14 protein-coding genes are annotated in these 15427 nt (G+C 61.3%); all 14 read left to right on the top strand.

What is annotated here, in order from left to right:
• The first annotated feature begins 12 nt into the window (after positions 1-12).
• The 14 genes from ald (at position 13) to guaA (ending at position 15424) form a co-directional block, all read left to right on the top strand.
• Positions 13-1143, top strand: coding sequence for an alanine dehydrogenase (gene ald, locus OSA81_02480; GenBank protein MDE0897860.1), 1131 nt, complete (start codon positions 13-15; stop codon positions 1141-1143).
• Positions 1140-1586 carry a dUTP diphosphatase gene (gene dut / locus OSA81_02475; protein ID MDE0897859.1) on the top strand — a complete coding sequence of 149 codons (447 nt, stop codon included), beginning with the start codon at positions 1140-1142 and terminating at the stop codon, positions 1584-1586. Before ald ends, dut begins: the two co-directional genes overlap by 4 nt.
• Before the next feature lie 187 nt (positions 1587-1773).
• Positions 1774-2778: a rod shape-determining protein gene (locus OSA81_02470; protein ID MDE0897858.1), complete on the top strand. Its 1005-nt coding sequence runs from the start codon at positions 1774-1776 to the stop codon at positions 2776-2778.
• A 9-nt stretch (positions 2779-2787) separates the two neighbouring features.
• Positions 2788-3678, top strand: a complete 891-nt coding sequence (locus tag OSA81_02465; protein ID MDE0897857.1) for a rod shape-determining protein MreC — start codon at positions 2788-2790, stop codon at positions 3676-3678.
• Complete coding sequence (mreD, locus tag OSA81_02460) at positions 3675-4157, top strand: rod shape-determining protein MreD (GenBank protein ID MDE0897856.1); 483 nt, start codon at positions 3675-3677, stop codon at positions 4155-4157. The genes OSA81_02465 and mreD overlap by 4 nt, the downstream gene beginning before the upstream one ends.
• Positions 4154-6079, top strand: a complete 1926-nt coding sequence (mrdA, locus tag OSA81_02455) for a penicillin-binding protein 2 (GenBank protein ID MDE0897855.1) — start codon at positions 4154-4156, stop codon at positions 6077-6079. Before mreD ends, mrdA begins: the two co-directional genes overlap by 4 nt.
• A complete protein-coding gene (locus OSA81_02450) occupies positions 6076-7320 on the top strand; it encodes an FtsW/RodA/SpoVE family cell cycle protein (GenBank protein MDE0897854.1) in 1245 nt (414 codons plus the stop codon). The genes mrdA and OSA81_02450 overlap by 4 nt, the downstream gene beginning before the upstream one ends.
• 77 nt (positions 7321-7397) lie before the next feature.
• Positions 7398-8246 (top strand): acetyl-CoA carboxylase, carboxyltransferase subunit beta, encoded by an 849-nt coding sequence (gene accD, locus OSA81_02445; protein MDE0897853.1) that lies wholly within the window; start codon positions 7398-7400, stop codon positions 8244-8246.
• A complete protein-coding gene (locus tag OSA81_02440) occupies positions 8234-9571 on the top strand; it encodes a Mur ligase family protein (protein MDE0897852.1) in 1338 nt (445 codons plus the stop codon). Before accD ends, OSA81_02440 begins: the two co-directional genes overlap by 13 nt.
• Before the next feature lie 17 nt (positions 9572-9588).
• A complete protein-coding gene (gene hisS / locus OSA81_02435; protein MDE0897851.1) occupies positions 9589-10872 on the top strand; it encodes a histidine--tRNA ligase in 1284 nt (427 codons plus the stop codon).
• The gene (locus OSA81_02430; protein MDE0897850.1) at positions 10869-11183 is read left to right on the top strand and encodes a hypothetical protein; all 315 of its coding nucleotides are present in this window, start codon (positions 10869-10871) and stop codon (positions 11181-11183) included. Before hisS ends, OSA81_02430 begins: the two co-directional genes overlap by 4 nt.
• Positions 11176-12636, top strand: a complete 1461-nt coding sequence (proS, locus tag OSA81_02425; protein MDE0897849.1) for a proline--tRNA ligase — start codon at positions 11176-11178, stop codon at positions 12634-12636. Before OSA81_02430 ends, proS begins: the two co-directional genes overlap by 8 nt.
• A complete protein-coding gene (gene lysA, locus OSA81_02420; protein ID MDE0897848.1) occupies positions 12618-13877 on the top strand; it encodes a diaminopimelate decarboxylase in 1260 nt (419 codons plus the stop codon). Before proS ends, lysA begins: the two co-directional genes overlap by 19 nt.
• The gene (guaA, locus tag OSA81_02415) at positions 13874-15424 is read left to right on the top strand and encodes a glutamine-hydrolyzing GMP synthase (GenBank protein MDE0897847.1); all 1551 of its coding nucleotides are present in this window, start codon (positions 13874-13876) and stop codon (positions 15422-15424) included. The genes lysA and guaA overlap by 4 nt, the downstream gene beginning before the upstream one ends.
• Positions 15425-15427: the final 3 nt, after the last annotated feature.

The following is a 15427-nucleotide window of genomic DNA, read 5'->3' as shown; positions in this document are numbered from 1 at the left end:
CGCGAGAGCGAGATGTTGATTGGCGTACCGAAAGAGATCAAGCCCGACGAATACCGGGTCGCACTGACCCCCGCGGGCGCGGAGATGCTCACGAATGCCGGCCACGAACTGGTGATCGAACAGGGCGCTGGCTTCGGTAGCGGCTTCACCGACGACTATTATGAGCGCGCGGGTGCTACGATCCTGACGACCGCCGATGAAGTCTGGGCGAAGGCCGAGATGATCATGAAGGTCAAGGAGCCAATCTCTTCCGAGTGGCCTCGCATGCGCAGCGGTCAGGTGATCTTCACGTACTTCCATTTCGCAGCGGATGAGGACCTCACCCGCGCGGTCATCGCGTCAGGTGCGATCGCCATCGCGTACGAAACCGTCGAGCTGCCGTCTCGCGAGCTCCCGCTTCTTACGCCGATGAGCGAAGTGGCGGGGCGCATGGCTGTCCAGGAGGGCGCGAAGTATCTGGAGAAGCCGCAGGGTGGTCTCGGCGTGCTGCTCGGCGGTGTCCCGGGAGTTCGTTCTGGAAAGGTCGTGATCCTCGGTGGCGGTGTTGTTGGCACCAACGCGGCAAAGATGGCGGCCGGCCTCGGTGCGCGTGTTTCGATCATGGATATCAACCTTGATCGGCTCAGGTACCTCGATGACGTGATGCCCGCCAACGTTGAGACGCTGTTCTCGACACGATATGCGATCCGCAAGCAGGTCGAGGACGCGGACCTCATCATCGGTGCGGTTCTGATTCCGGGTGCAAAGGCTCCGAACTTGATCACTCGGGAGGACCTCGGCCTCATGCGGGACGGCACTGTGATTTGTGACGTGGCCATCGACCAGGGAGGCTGCGTAGAGACCATGAAGCCGACCACCCATCATGACCCAGTGTATACGGTCGACGGGGTGATCCACTACGCGGTCGCGAACATGCCCGGTGGCGTTCCCCGTACGAGTACACTAGCCCTGACTAACGCGACGCTTCCCTATGCGGTTGCTCTCTCAGGAAAGGGTTGGCAGAAGGCGTGCCGCGACGACGCGGCGCTCAAACTCGGCGTCAATGTCGTGCACGGGAAGGTCGCATACCGCGCCGTAGCCGATGCTTTCGGCATGGAGTACCACGACGTCGACAGCTTCCTGCTCCCGGCAGCGCCGGCATGACATTTCAGGTGTCGTTTCGTAGGCTGGCTTCGAATCCGGACTTGGTGTTACCCGCACGAGCTACGGATCAGGCCGTGGGATATGACGTCCGGTCTGCCGAAGAATCCGTGACACTGGCCCCCGGCGATATCCGCCTGGTGTCCACCGGGCTCGTAATGGAATTGCCACAGGGTTTAGAGTGTCAGGTCCGGCCGCGGTCGGGCCTCGCGCTCAAGCACGGCATCACGCTTCCCAACAGCCCTGGCACCATCGATCCCGACTATCGGGGCGAGCTACGGGTCATCATGCAGAATACAGGACAGGCTCCCGTCACATTGGAGCGAGGTGAGCGAATCGCTCAACTGGTATTCGCCCGTTTCGAGACGCCGGTCGTCCGGGAAGTGGACGAGGTCACCGATACCGAACGTGGCGCGGGCGGATTCGGAAGTACAGGGACCGCTTGACCCCGATGACATTGGACGGAATGGGCCCATTGGTGGGCCACGAAAAACCAAGACTGGCATCACGCTTTTTGTAAACGTATGTTCATCAGGCATCCTCGATGCGCCAAGATGCCACGCCTGAACACCTTACGCTGGTTATCTCACGTTGCTAACTGAACTCACCAACTGGCTCAACTCCGGTAGCCTGATTCCCGTGAACGACATCGCTGTCGATCTGGGGACCGCGAACACACTCGTGTACGTGAAGGGTGAGGGCATCGTACTGAATGAGCCGTCTGTCGTTGCGATGGAAAAGGGCAGCCGGCGCATCTTGGGAATCGGCCTTGAGGCCAAGCGTATGCTCGGCCGCACGCCCGATGGAATCGAAGCGATTCGCCCCCTTAAGGATGGCGTCATCGCGGATGTCGACGTGACCGAGCTGATGCTCCGGCATTTTCTGAAGCAGGTCACGTCGAAGCGCATCTTCAGGATCAAACCGCGCGTGGTTGTCGGGGTGCCCTCGGGTATCACCGAGCTGGAGCGTCGTGCCGTGCGATCGTCCGCTATGTCAGCAGGCGCGAAAGTCGTCTATATGGTGGATGAGCCGATGGCAGCCGCGATCGGAGTTGGTCTTCCAGTTGAGACTCCGACCGGGAACATGGTGATCGACATCGGTGGTGGCACGACCGAGATCGCCGTCATCGCCCTGTCGGGTATCGTTTCGGACACCTCGATCCGCGTGGGCGGGGATGAGTTGGACCGCGCAATCGTGACCTTCCTGCGCAAGAACTACAATCTCCTCATCGGCGAACCTACTGCGGAGGCGATCAAGATCCAGATCGGTTCCGCGTTCGATTACGGCGAAGAGCGAGAGATGGATGTGAAGGGAAGGGATCTGGTTTCGGGTATACCGAAGACTGTGGTCGTGCACTCACAGGAAATTCGCGAGTGTATCCAGGAGCCGATCCAGGCGATTGTAGATGCGGTGCGCCGCGCACTTGAGATCACGCCTCCAGAGCTCTCGTCCGACATCGTCGACAAGGGCATCATGATGACGGGTGGTGGTGCGCTCATTCGCGGTCTGGACAAGCTGATCCATCATGAGACGAACTTGCCTATTCACGTCGATGAGGAACCGCTTACCTGCGTCGTGCGCGGTGCCGGTCGGATTCTTGACGACCTGACGAAATACCGAACGGTTCTCGTTCAGTAGGAGGCACGGGTGCCGCCCTACGCACCAGAACCGGAGTCCAACGGACGGCAGCGTGAACTGTTCGTTGCGGGCGTCGTGCTCGTGCTCGCTTTCTCGGCGATGTTCCTTTCAGGGGGAAGCCAGCAGCAGATAGCTGGAGTGTTCCAGACCTCGTTCTTGAGGCCCTTTACCGAGGTGCAGCTGCGTCGCGAAGTCGCGAGACTTCGGGGCGTCGCGGTGGAGGATATGCGATCCTTGGTGGATTCACTCACACTCATGCTGATTACGCATGCCGCCGTCGTTGATGAAAACGAGACCCTGCGTGAACTCCTGGTGCTCGGGGAGCGAGCCGGTGCCCAGTATCGACCCGCCACGGTCCTTCGTCCCGGAACCCCAGGGTCGGAGAGCATGTTTCTCGTGGACGTCGGAGCTGAGGACGGACTACGCCAGGGTTCTGCGGTGGTTGGACCCGCCGGCTTGATCGGCGTGATCCGTGAGGTGCGTTCACGACAGGCCGTGGGTATGGACTGGACGCATCCAGATTTCCGCGTGGGCGCAATGATCGAAGATGGGTCCGCCTACGGACTCGTTGAAAGATGGGAGGGAGAGTTCCGTGAAGCGGATCGCCTCGTGCTCAACGGAATCGCGTTCAACCAGTCCGTTGCGCGATCCTCTAGGGTCGTCACGAGTGGCGCAGGGGGGATCTTCCCTCGTGGGATTCCGATCGGCCGCACCCAAGAGGTGTTCGACACTGAGGGAAGCTGGAGGAAGAGTTATTGGCTCGACCCGTTCGTCGACCCCGCGTCTACAACTCACGTGCTGGTCCTGACCCGAGACGTCGACCTCGATGCCACTCGGATCTGGCCGGGCGACTCGATTGCGGCGGCTGACAGGGCGTCCGTGAGCGGGGGGGCTTCATGAGTAGTTCGGTCAGCGCCAGGGTGTGGTTGGTCGTGGCCTTGCTCGCCACGCTTCACCTGCTTCTGCATGTGAGCTTCTCGATGGATGGTGGAGCTCCAGATCTCCTCACACTGGGTCTCCTCTTGGCTTCCCGTGAGATCGGCACCGGCAGGGCCGCGTCGCTTGGACTCTTTTGGGGTCTTTTGGAGGATGCGCTTAGCGTGCTCTCTTTCGGCGCGAATAGCGTCGCTATGACCATCCTTGGCATTGGTGGGGCGCTCACCCGCGACCTCTTTGTGGGTGATTCCCGCTTCTTCCTCGTGTCGTATGTTTTTATTGGAAAATGGACGCGCGATCTTTTTCACTGGATCGCTGTAGACTCTGGGCAGAGGCAACCGTTCGTGGAAGAGGTCTTGGTTGATGGTGGCATCGCGAGTCTTTATCTGGTCCCGGTTGGCGTGCTCGTGGCTATGGTCACAGGCCTTGGGAGAGATAAGTGAACATCCACCATCCGCATGCACTGAGGCGTAGAGCCCTAGGAGCTTATGCGGGGCTCGCTGCCCTGGTGGGCATCCTCCTGGTCGGCTTTTTCCGCATTCAGGTACTGAGCGGTGAAGAGGCGATGCTCAAGGCTGTGTCTAATCGGATTCGCACGCTTCCTGTCCCGGCGCCACGGGGTACGATCTACGACCGGCACGGCGAGATCATAGCAGACAACGTGCCGGGTTATCAGGTCACGATCCTGCCCGGGCCGGCCGATTCTGTACGCGCGACACTCGGTCGTATGGCGGAGTACATGCACCTCTCGGATGCTCGTATCGAGACAGTGATGCGGACGCTGCAGGCGTACGGACGTGAGGTCGTGGTCGACACCGACGCGAGCTTCGAGGCCGTCGCAGCTCTCGAGGAACGTCGTACGGAGTTTTCCGGTGTCTACGTGGAAATGCGTCCGCGCAGGCGATATCAACTGGGCGGCTCAGCGGGCCACCTGACGGGCTACATCGGTGAAATCACACGTGAAGAACTGGACTCAGAAGCCTTTTCGGAAGATGTCTACGAAGCGGGCATGATCGTTGGAAAGGTCGGAATCGAACGACAGTACGAAGCGTCGCTCCAGGGCGTGCAGGGTGTTCGTACGGTGGAATTTGATGCTCGGGGCCGGATCGTCGGCAACTTTGGTGGAGCAGTGTCTCGTGCTGCTAAGCCGGGTCAGGACCTGCACCTGAACCTAGACAAGGGGCTGCAGGATTGGGTGCGACAGATCTTTCCAGATTCGATGTCCGGCGCGGTCGTCGCGCTGGATCCAGCTGACGGTGGCGTTCTCGCGCTTTATTCGGCGCCCGGCTACGACCCGAATCTGTTTATCGGGGGCATCGACGAGATCACGTGGGCAGCGCTTAACGCCGACGAACAGAAGCCCCTCTTTGATCGGTCCGTCCTCGGGCTCTACGCGCCCGCTTCGACCTGGAAACTGGCGTCGGCGGGGATTGCGCTGGACCTCGGCGTCGTCACTCCCGACGATTTGATGCCGGAGCCGTGCACCGGAGCATACTTCTTTGGCGATCGTTTTTTCCATTGCTGGCAGCGCCAGGGACACGGGTACAACACGCTGGCCGAGGCGATCGGAAACTCGTGCGACATTTATTTCTATCAGCTGGGTGAGCGGATCGGCCTTTCACGGCTCCTCGTACGCTCGAACGAAATCGGCTTCGCGAGCCGGTGCGGGATCGACTTGCCCCAGGAGAGTCGTGGCGTATTCCCAGCCAGTCCCCAATGGTGGGTCGACAACTGGGGGTATCGGCCGCGTGAAGGAGAGACGTTGAATCTGGCGATCGGGCAGGGTCCCAACTCCCAGACGCCACTCAAGATGGCTCAGTTCTACCTCGCGCTCGCGCGGGACGGATCTGCGCCCGCACCTCGAATCGCTAAGAATGCCAACTTGGGAGTTGGCTGGGAGCTGAACCTCGAGCCCGAGCACATCGCGGCGCTCCAAGAGGGACTGCGCCGAGTGACGGCGGTCGGAGGCACCGCACACTTACGAACAGCTCTCGAGTATTGGGACCTGGTCGGCAAGACAGGCACGGGCCAGAATCCTCTTTCTGTGCGTGGCCTCGCAGAGGACCATGCTTGGTTCGCGGGGCTGGCTGGCCCTCCAGGGGAGCCCCCGGAGATCGTCGTCGTAGCGATCGTGGAATATGGGGCAAGTGGCGGCCAAGTGGCGGCACCGCTCGTTTCGAAAACGGCCGACTTCTATCTCAGGCGTAAATACGGGATCCCGGTGGACACCGTACAGACGTACTGGGATCACATTAGCACAGGTCCGATTCCACAGTGGTATCGTGAGCGCTTCCCCGAGGCGTTCCTGACCCGACCGGCCGCATCGTCGCAGGGGGCTACCCCCGGGCCAGGGGACACGAGGTGATTCGCCTCTTTGGCTACTGGGCAATCGACCGCCAGCTCGTGGGGGGCATCATCGGGCTGTCGATCTTCGGCATCGCGATGATCTATTCGGCGGGGCAGGTGCATGTGCCCGACGTCGTGACGGAACGAGCCTGGGTCAGACAGATTCAGTGGTTCACGATCGCCTTGGTGGCATTTTCCGTGTTGTCCCGGGTCCCCTTACGCTGGATCGAGTGGGCGGCAATTCCGTCCTATGCAGTCTCCATACTCCTCCTGGCAGTGACACTCGTCATTGGAGAGGGGCGTGGCACTGCATCCGGCGTGAAGAGCTGGATCGACCTGGGACTGTTGAGCTTTCAGCCGGCAGAGGTGGCCAAGCTCGCAACGATCCTCGCCCTTGCTCAACTCTTGGCAAAGAGGGAGGCAGGCCTGAATTCACTTCAGGAGCTTTTGGCTCCGGGACTGATGGTCGCCGTCCCTCTCATGCTTGTGCTCAGGCAGCCGGATCTGGGCACGGCGCTGGCCTTCGTCGGAATCCTATTTGCCATGCTCTACTGGGCGGCGACCCCGGTGTGGCTCCTGCTTCTGTGTGCGAGCCCCGTCCTGGGGCTGTTCCTTTCGTACGCCACAGGCATCTGGTCGATCTACATCCTGTTCGTCATTGGGTGTCTCTTTCTTATGCGCTACCGACTCTCTCTCTTAGAGTCGAGCGCGGTCATCTTAGCCAATTTTGCCACAGCAACGATTTCCAGGCCGTTATGGGACTCGCTCGCCGCATACCAGCAGAATCGCATTTTGGTGTACCTTGATCCCCAAGTAGATCCGCGTGGCGCCGGGTATCAGGTCATCCAGTCCAAGCTGGCGATCGGAAGTGGCGAGTTCGGAGGGCAGGGCTTCACCGCCGGTGCTCAAAAACGATTCGACTTTCTTCCCGAGCAGCACACCGATTTCATTTTCGCGGTCGTGGGAGAAGAATTCGGATTTGTCGGGGTCGCACTCGCCCTGCTTGCCTTCGCTTTCGTTCTCTCTCGCCTGGTGCGAATGGCGTCCCATCTCGGTGAGTCCCAAGTCTTTGCCGGCCTCGTACTGCTCGGTATCTTCGGTGCTTGGTTGGTCCATGTTTTTGTCAATATCGGCATGACCATTGGGGTGGTGCCGATCACCGGGATTCCGCTGCCGTTTGTGAGCTACGGCGGGACTTTTTTGTTCATGTCGTGGGTGGCAGTGGCGATCGCAGTTCGGGTGACACACGAACGCCTCTGAAGCTGCCGGCCTTCGGGCTGGGCAGAGCGTTCTCATTGTCTCAGTGCATTTTATCCCGCGGTAGACACAGGAGTTTGATGGCCTGGTTCCGGAAGAACAAAAAGCCCCTTAAGGCTCAGGATAGGCGCGACGTCCCCACGGACGTTTTCGATAAGTGCAAAGGCTGTAGCGAGATTCTTTACAGTGAGCGTCTCGCGCAGAACCTTCACGTCTGCCCGACCTGCGGATACCACCTGCGGATCGGGGCTGACGCGTATGTGAGTCTACTGATCGACAGCGGGACGTTCCGGGAACTCGACACCGGGCTCCGCGCTTCCGACCCGCTCACCTTCACCGACCTGAAGCCCTATCTCGATCGGATCGTGGCAGCAGAGGCGAAAGGCAAGGAAGAGGCGGTGATCTCCGGGACCGGTGAACTGAGCGGGATTCCGTTGGCGCTGGCGGTCATGGATTTCGATTTTATCGGTGGCTCAATGGGCTCGGTCGTGGGTGAGAAAATCGCCCGCGCCGGACATGCAGCCTTGAAGGATAAGACCCCGCTCATCATCGTGAGCGCATCGGGCGGAGCCCGGATGCAGGAAGGGATCTATTCGCTCATGCAGATGGCCAAGACCTCCACGGTGCTGGCGCGACTCCATGAGGCGCGCCTCCCGTTTGTCTCGATCCTCACGCACCCGACCACCGGCGGAGTCACGGCGTCGTACGCGATGCTCGGTGACGTAAATATTGCTGAGCCGGGCGCACTCATCGGGTTTGCCGGCCCCCGGGTCATCGAGGAAACCATCAAGCAGGAGCTTCCCGCTGGCTTTCAGCGTTCCGAGTTCCTCTGCGAGCATGGCATGGTAGACCGGGTCGTCGATCGCCGAGAACTCAAAGGGATGGTGGCGAAGATTCTGCGCCACCAGTACGCGGGGTGGAAAGACTGACCGAGGGGAACACGCAGGCTCCGGACCGACTCGACCTTCCGTTTTCGGATCCACTCGTCGCTCGTCTCTTCCCTCCGCTCGCAACGGGGGTGCACTGGGGGCTCGATCGGACAACCCGAGCACTGGCCGCGCTGGGTAACCCACATCTTTCCTATCGGACTTTGCACATTGGCGGCACGAACGGAAAGGGCTCCGTCACCTCGATGGTCGGCTCCGCCCTTCGTGCGAATGGCACGCGGACGGCTTGTTACACAAGTCCTCACCTGTGCTCGTTTCGCGAGCGGCTATTGATTGATGGCCAGCCGCTCCCGGAGGAGGGCGTCGTTCGCTACGCCGAGGAGATCCTCGATCCAGTCCTGGAGCTCGGTCTCACGTTCTTTGAGGCGATCACTGTGCTCGCCATGCATGCATTCGCTCGGGAAGGGGCGGAGGTTGCGGTAATGGAGGTCGGGCTCGGGGGGCGACTCGACGCGACCAATGTCGTGCAACCCGAAGTCACAGCCGTTACCAACGTTGCCTTGGACCACGCGGAATACCTAGGTGAGTCGCTTCTGGAGATCGCTGGCGAGAAGGCGGGCATCATGAAGGCGGGTGTTCCGTTCGTGACCGCGGAGATCTCTCCGATCATCCTAGACCTCTTCCAGGAGATGGCCGGGGAGATCGGGGCTCCGATGATCCATGTCGATCCGCGTGCCCTCGCCGACGTCGAGGTGACGGCAAGCGCGACGTCGATGCGCATCGAGACGGAGCGCTGGGGAAGTGTCGCGCTGAGTACGCCACTCGTCGGCTTCCACCAGGCGGCGAATGCGGCGCTGGCCGTAGGGGTTCTGGAGCAGCTCGACGATTCGATGCGGCCCACGCGCGAGGCGCTTCTGGGAGGTATCGCGACGGTGGTGCACCCGGGGCGCGATGAGATCCGGGAAATCGACGGTTGTACGTGGATTTTTGACGTCGCGCACAACACGGCGGGAATTCGGTCGCTGGTAGATACGCTCGATCGACTCGATCTGCCCCAGCCTCACGTTGGATTGATCGGTGTGCAGGGGGACAAGGATTGGCCGAACATGCTGCCGGAGCTTCTGGCTCGTACCGACGCGGCGATCCTCACCCAGCCTCCCTCGGTTCCCGAGGAGCGACGTTGGGATCCGGGTGCGGCGGCTCACCGCGTAGGTGCTGCAGGCGAAGTGCAGGTCGTGCAGGATTTTGTCCAAGCGATGCAGACGGCGAAGGAACGAGCACACGGGGGGACCGTCGTGGTAACAGGGTCGGTCCACACGGTGGGTTCCGCGATGAGCGTACTAGGGCTGGACCCACTCCGAAGCTGAGGTAGATTCCGCGCCATATGGCTAACTCGGACTTCGCGAGGCTTCCCGGATTCAGGGACTTTCCCCCGGAAGACTTCGCACTACGCGCACACATCCAGGAAGCGTGGCGACGGGTGGCCGGTCGTTACGGTTTTTCCGAGTATGACGGCCCCGTGCTCGAGCCGCTCAATCTCTACGTGGAGAAGAGCGGTGAGGAGATCGTCGGTCAGCTCTTCAATTTCACGGATAAGGGCGACCGTACCGTCACGATGCGGCCAGAAATGACGCCGTCGCTCGCGAGAATTCTGGGAGACCGAAGCAGAGGCATGAGCAAGCCGATCCGCTGGTTTTCGATGCCACAGCTCTACCGGTATGAACGAATGCAGCGTGGCCGTCTCCGCGAGCACTTCCAGTGGAATGTCGACGTTGTGGGTGAGGGCGGGGTGCCGGCTGACGCGGAGGTGTTGGCGGTCGCCATCGATGGGCTCCGGGAACTTGGCCTGACGTCGGAAGACTTCGTGGCTCGGGTCTCCGATCGTCGCCTCCTGAGTGCACTTCTTCAGGCGCTGGGCGTGACGGAGGCCCGGCTGCCAGCGGCCTTTGGAATCATCGACAAGATCGAGCGAATGCCGGAGGACACTGCTGACGGGTTGCTGCAGACAAAGGCAGGCTTGGACGAAGGCCAGATTGCGACGCTCCGCGGGCTCTTGGGCGCGACGGGAGTCGAGGCACTCACGGAGAGCTTTGGCGGACATCCCGACGTGGCTCCTGAGCTGGAACGACTCAGAGAGTATGTGGCCACGCTCGACGCGATGGGCCTGGGTGACTTCGTGTCGATAGACCTTAGGATCGTGCGCGGGCTCGCGTACTACACGGGCATCGTCTTCGAACTGTTCGACCGAAAGGGCGAACTCCGAGCCATTTGCGGGGGAGGGCGTTACGACGGCCTCCTCGAACTCGTGGGGGGTGAACCGCTGCCTGCGGTCGGCTTTGGAATGGGCGATGTCGTGCTCGAAGACCTTCTTCGAGAGCGCGGGCTCCTCCCGGAGTACGAGCGGACGCTCGACTACTTCTTGGTGCCGGTGACTTCTGAACAGCGGGCTGAATCGCTGAGGATCGGGCACGTGCTGCGGGATCGCGGCCACAGCGTCGCATACGCTCTAAAGGAACAGGGCGTGGGGAAGCAGATGAAGGTCGCCTCCAAGGAAGGAGCTAAGACCGTTTTCGTGCTTGGCCCCGAGGAGCTTGAGCGCGGGTGTGTGGTCGCTCGCGACATGTCTTCCGGCGAGGAGCGTGAAATCCAGCTGTCGGAGCTGGTGTGATCCCCGGGCCGGGGCCGGGCGACCGGGAGGCCGCAGCGCGCGCGCGCATTGTCACGCGGCGAGCCATTAAGCGGTTGGATCTGCTCGAGCTGTTCATTATCTCTGGCGGCGTTGGGCTCTCCATGGTGGGCGGGGTGGTCCTCGCATGGGCCCTGAACGGAATCACCCCGTGGGACTTCCGCTCGACGTGGATCGGTGCGTCCTTGTTTCTCTTCGTCCTGTCGGGCTCCCTGGCAATCGCCAAGATCCGGAATGACGCCCGTGTGGACGCAGAACTAATCGCTGCAAAACGGAATAACGACGATGGCTGATGGCAAGAAGTTTACCCCGCGTGACGAGGACTTCGCGGCTTGGTACAACGAGGTGGTACTGAAGGCGGAACTGGCGGACTATTCGCCCGTTCGGGGTAGCATGGTCATCCGTCCGTGGGGCTATGGCATCTGGGAGAATATGCAGCGCCAGCTCGACCAGATGTTCAAAGACACCGGGCACGAGAACGCTTACTTCCCGCTGCTGATCCCGATGAGCTTCATCGAGAAGGAGAAGGCGCACATCGAGGGGTTCGCCCCGGAACTTGCGGTCGTCACCCAGGCTGGTGGCAAGGAGCTCGAGGAGCCCTATGTCATTCGTCCGACGTCCGAGACGATCATCTATTCGATGTACGCCAAGTGGGTTCAGAGCTATCGGGATCTTCCGGTTCTCATGAACCAGTGGGCGAACGTTATGCGGTGGGAGATGCGCACGCGGCTCTTCCTGCGCACGTCTGAGTTCCTGTGGCAGGAAGGACACACGGCCCACGCGACCGCGGAGGAAGCAGAGGAGGAGACCCTGCTCATTCTCGGGGTCTATCGGAAGTTCATGGAGGACTGGATCGGCATGCCGCCGATTACAGGCCTGAAGTCGGAGTCCGAGAAGTTTGCCGGCTCTGTCCGAAGCTATTCCTGTGAAGCGCTCATGCAGGACAACAAGGCGCTGCAGGCGGGCACGTCTCACTTCCTGGGCCAGAACTTCGCGAAGCAGTTCGATCTGAAATTCCAGTCCGAAGCGGGGCAGGAGGAGTACGCCTGGAATACCTCGTGGGGGGTTTCGACAAGGTTGATCGGCGGACTCGTCATGACCCACGGAGACGACAGCGGTGTCGTGGTTCCGCCGCGGCTGGCGCCGGTTCAGGCTGTGATCGTTCCGATTCTTCGCGGTGACGACACCGGACCGGTTCTCGACAAGGTTCACGAGGTCGCAGGCCGTCTCAAGGAGGCGGGAGTCCGCGTGAAGGTCGACGCGCGGGAGCACCTGTCACCGGGTGCGAAGTTCTACGAATGGGAACGAAAAGGCGTCCCATTCCGGATCGAAATCGGGCCGAGGGACCTGGAGCAGAGGCAGATCGCCGTCGCGCGTCGGATCACGCCTGAGGGTGAGAAGCGGAAGCTCTTTCTCTCGGAAGATCAGGCGATCGCGGATTTCCCGGCTCAGCTCGAGGCGTTCCAGTTCGAATTGCGCGATGCCGCGGCTGCACGCCGTGACGCAAACACGGTGCGAGGTGTGTCCTCACTCGACGAGATGCAGGAAGCGTTCGATGGGGGTGCCGGCTTCGTCTATTCGGGGTGGAGCGGGGACCAGGCAGTTGAAGAGACCGCCAAAGACCGTATGAAGGCGACGATTCGCGTGCTCCCGAGTGAGGAGTTCCGGTCGGCCGACACGCCGTCGAAGTGCGTCTCTGGGAACGGCGACTCCGCCGTGGAGGTGGCTTGGGCCAGAGCGTACTGACGGATCCGTTCCAGCGTGTGGAGGGCGCGCTCTACTGTGGCGATACAGCTGCGGTGGAGCTCGCTGAGCGCTACGGGACCCCGCTGTACGTCTACGACCTGGCCTGGATCCGCAGACAGGTAGGGATCTTCCAGGGCGCGTTCGCCGATGTGGATCATCTGCTGGCCTATTCCCTAAAGGCGAATGGCAACCTGGCGCTCCTTCAGGAGTTGAGTGCGCTGGGGTGTGGTGCCGACATCACGAGCGGTGGCGAACTGTACCGCGCCCTGCGCGCGGGTATCCCAGCTGAACGGATCGTCTTCGCTGGTGTGGGAAAGACCGAGGTGGAGATCGGAGAAGCGCTCGACGCGGGTATTCTGGCGTTCAACGTGGAGAGTCGCTCAGAGCTTGAGCGCATCGACGCGGTCGCGAGTGCCAAGGGTGCCCCGGCGCGCTTCGCGATCCGAGTGAATCCCGACGTCCTCGCCATCACGCCCCATGAGTACACCGCCACCGGACATCTCGAGACGAAGTTCGGCGTGCCCTGGGATGAGACTCGAGCGCTCTATGCGTGGGCGCACGATCGGCCATTCCTACAGGCTGTTGGAATCGACGTGCATATCGGCTCACAGATCACCGATCCCAAGCCGTACGAAATCGCGCTCGACCGAGTTCTGACCCTAGTTGAGGAGTTGCGCTCGAGTGGGGTCACGCTCGACTATCTCGACATCGGAGGCGGCTACGGCATCAGTTACGACGGGGAACCGGGACTGGACGTTTCCGAACTTGCGAGGCGGATCGGACCCCGTGTCTCGGCGGCAGGCCTGCGGCTCGTGCTCGAACCCGGTCGGGCCCTCGTTGGTGAGGCCGGAGTCATGCTGACCCGCGTCCAGTACGTGAAGCGGGGCAATAAGACGTTTCTGATCGTGGACGGGGGAATGAGTGAGCTGATTCGCCCCAGCCACTATGGAGGGTACCATCAGATTGAACCGGTCGGGCCCGTCGATGAACTTGCCACAGGCACCGTCGACGTGGTGGGCCCGATCTGCGAGACGGGTGACTTCCTTGCCCTCGATCGGGAGATGCCCGTGCCGGCCGAGGGTGCTCTATTGGCGGTGCGAACGTCGGGGGCCTATGGCTTTTCCATGTCGTCGAACTACAACGGACGCCCGCGCCCTGCAGAGGTGCTCGTGGACGGCCCAGATGTGCGTCTGATTCGGCGCCGAGAGAATTACGAAGACCTAATCCGTGGGGAAGAATGAGTCACGAGCACGATCGAGTCCTGATTCTGGATTTCGGCTCGCAGTTCACACAACTCATCGCGCGCCGTATCCGTGAAGAGAGCGTCTACTGCGAGATTCACCCGCCCACCCGCTCACTGGACTGGATTAAGGAGTGGGCGCCCGCCGCCGTGGTTCTCTCCGGTGGCCCGAACTCCGTGTATGACGAGGACGTTCCTAAGACGGATCCCGGGTTGCTCCAAAGCGGCATCCCCGTGCTCGGTATCTGCTACGGAATGCAGCTGATCGCTCAGATGGAGGGCGCCAACGTGGTGCACGGTCACCGGGAGTACGGCCGGGCCGAGCTGACAATCGAGCGGGGCGAAGGGCTGTTCGCCGGCTTCGAGGACGGGTCAGCATCGACCGTGTGGTGTTCTCACGGAGACCACGTCGACGACCCGCCGGACGGATACGTTCGCATCGCCTCCACGGAGACGCTCCCGACCGCGGGCTTCCGTGCGACGGATCGCAAGATATGGGGTGTGCAGTTCCACCCGGAGGTCGCGCACACGACTCGCGGCGACGAGATCATTTCGAATTTCCTCTTTGAGGTCGCGGGGTGTCGACCGACCTGGACGCCGGGTGCGTTCATCGAGAACACGGTTCAGAAGATCCGTGACCAGATCGGGGACGCGACGGCGATCTGCGGTCTTTCCGGCGGTGTGGACTCCTCCGTTGCAGCGCTGCTCGTGCACCGCGCCATTGGAGACCGACTGACGTGCATCTTCGTCGACCATGGCCTCCTGCGGAAAAATGAGCGTCCGGAGGTCGAGACGATGTTCCGATCCCACTACGACATGAAGCTGATCGTTGAGGATTCAGAGGATCTGTTCCTAGGAGATCTTGCCGGAGTCACCGACCCGGAAGCGAAGAGGAAGGCGATCGGAAAGCGCTTCATCGAAGTCTTCGACGCCACGGGACAGAGAGAAGGGACGGGGGCGACTTTCTTGGTGCAGGGCACCCTGTACCCAGACGTGATCGAGTCCGTCTCGGCAGGTGGTCCCTCTGTCATGATCAAGTCTCACCACAACGTTGGCGGCCTCCCGGAAGACATGCCCTTCGATCTCGTGGAACCGCTCCGGGAGCTGTTCAAGGATGAGGTGCGTGCCGTAGGACGGGAACTTGGCCTCCCTCATTCGTTCGTTGGACGACATCCGTTCCCAGGTCCGGGACTCGCGATCCGTGTGCTGGGCGAGATCACGAAGGAACGCCTCGACACCCTCAGAGAGGCCGACGCGATCTATCTCGATGAGATCCGTGCAGCAGGGTTGTACGACGAAATCTGGCAAGCCTTTGCGGTTTTGCTTCCTGTGCAGTCCGTTGGTGTGATGGGAGATGCCCGGACCTACGAGAACGTTCTCGCACTTCGAGCGGTCACGTCACGGGACGGAATGACAGCCGACTGGTTCCCGTTCCCTCATGATGTGCTGGGGCGCATTTCGACCCGAATCATCAATGAGGTGAAGGGAGTGAATCGAGTTACGTATGACGTGAGCTCCAAACCACCGGCGACGATCGAATGGGAGTAGCCT

The sequence above is a fragment of the Longimicrobiales bacterium genome (assembly GCA_028823235.1).
In the GTDB taxonomy this organism is placed as follows: domain Bacteria; phylum Gemmatimonadota; class Gemmatimonadetes; order Longimicrobiales; family Gaopeijiaceae; genus UBA2589.
The sequence above is the reverse complement of the archived record's forward strand: the minus strand, read 5'-3'. Positions and strand labels throughout refer to the sequence as shown.

What these genes read in the sequence shown, in the direction of transcription:
- ald (MDE0897860.1), top strand. Translation starts at nt 13, where the DNA reads ATGTTGATTGGCGTACCGAAAGAGATCAAGCCCGACGAATACCGGGTC.
- accD (MDE0897853.1), top strand. Translation starts at nt 7,398, where the DNA reads ATGGCCTGGTTCCGGAAGAACAAAAAGCCCCTTAAGGCTCAGGATAGG.
- hisS (MDE0897851.1), top strand. Translation starts at nt 9,589, where the DNA reads ATGGCTAACTCGGACTTCGCGAGGCTTCCCGGATTCAGGGACTTTCCC.
- proS (MDE0897849.1), top strand. Translation starts at nt 11,176, where the DNA reads ATGGCTGATGGCAAGAAGTTTACCCCGCGTGACGAGGACTTCGCGGCT.
- guaA (MDE0897847.1), top strand. Translation starts at nt 13,874, where the DNA reads ATGAGTCACGAGCACGATCGAGTCCTGATTCTGGATTTCGGCTCGCAG.
- mreD (MDE0897856.1), top strand. Translation starts at nt 3,675, where the DNA reads ATGAGTAGTTCGGTCAGCGCCAGGGTGTGGTTGGTCGTGGCCTTGCTC.
- dut (MDE0897859.1), top strand. Translation starts at nt 1,140, where the DNA reads ATGACATTTCAGGTGTCGTTTCGTAGGCTGGCTTCGAATCCGGACTTG.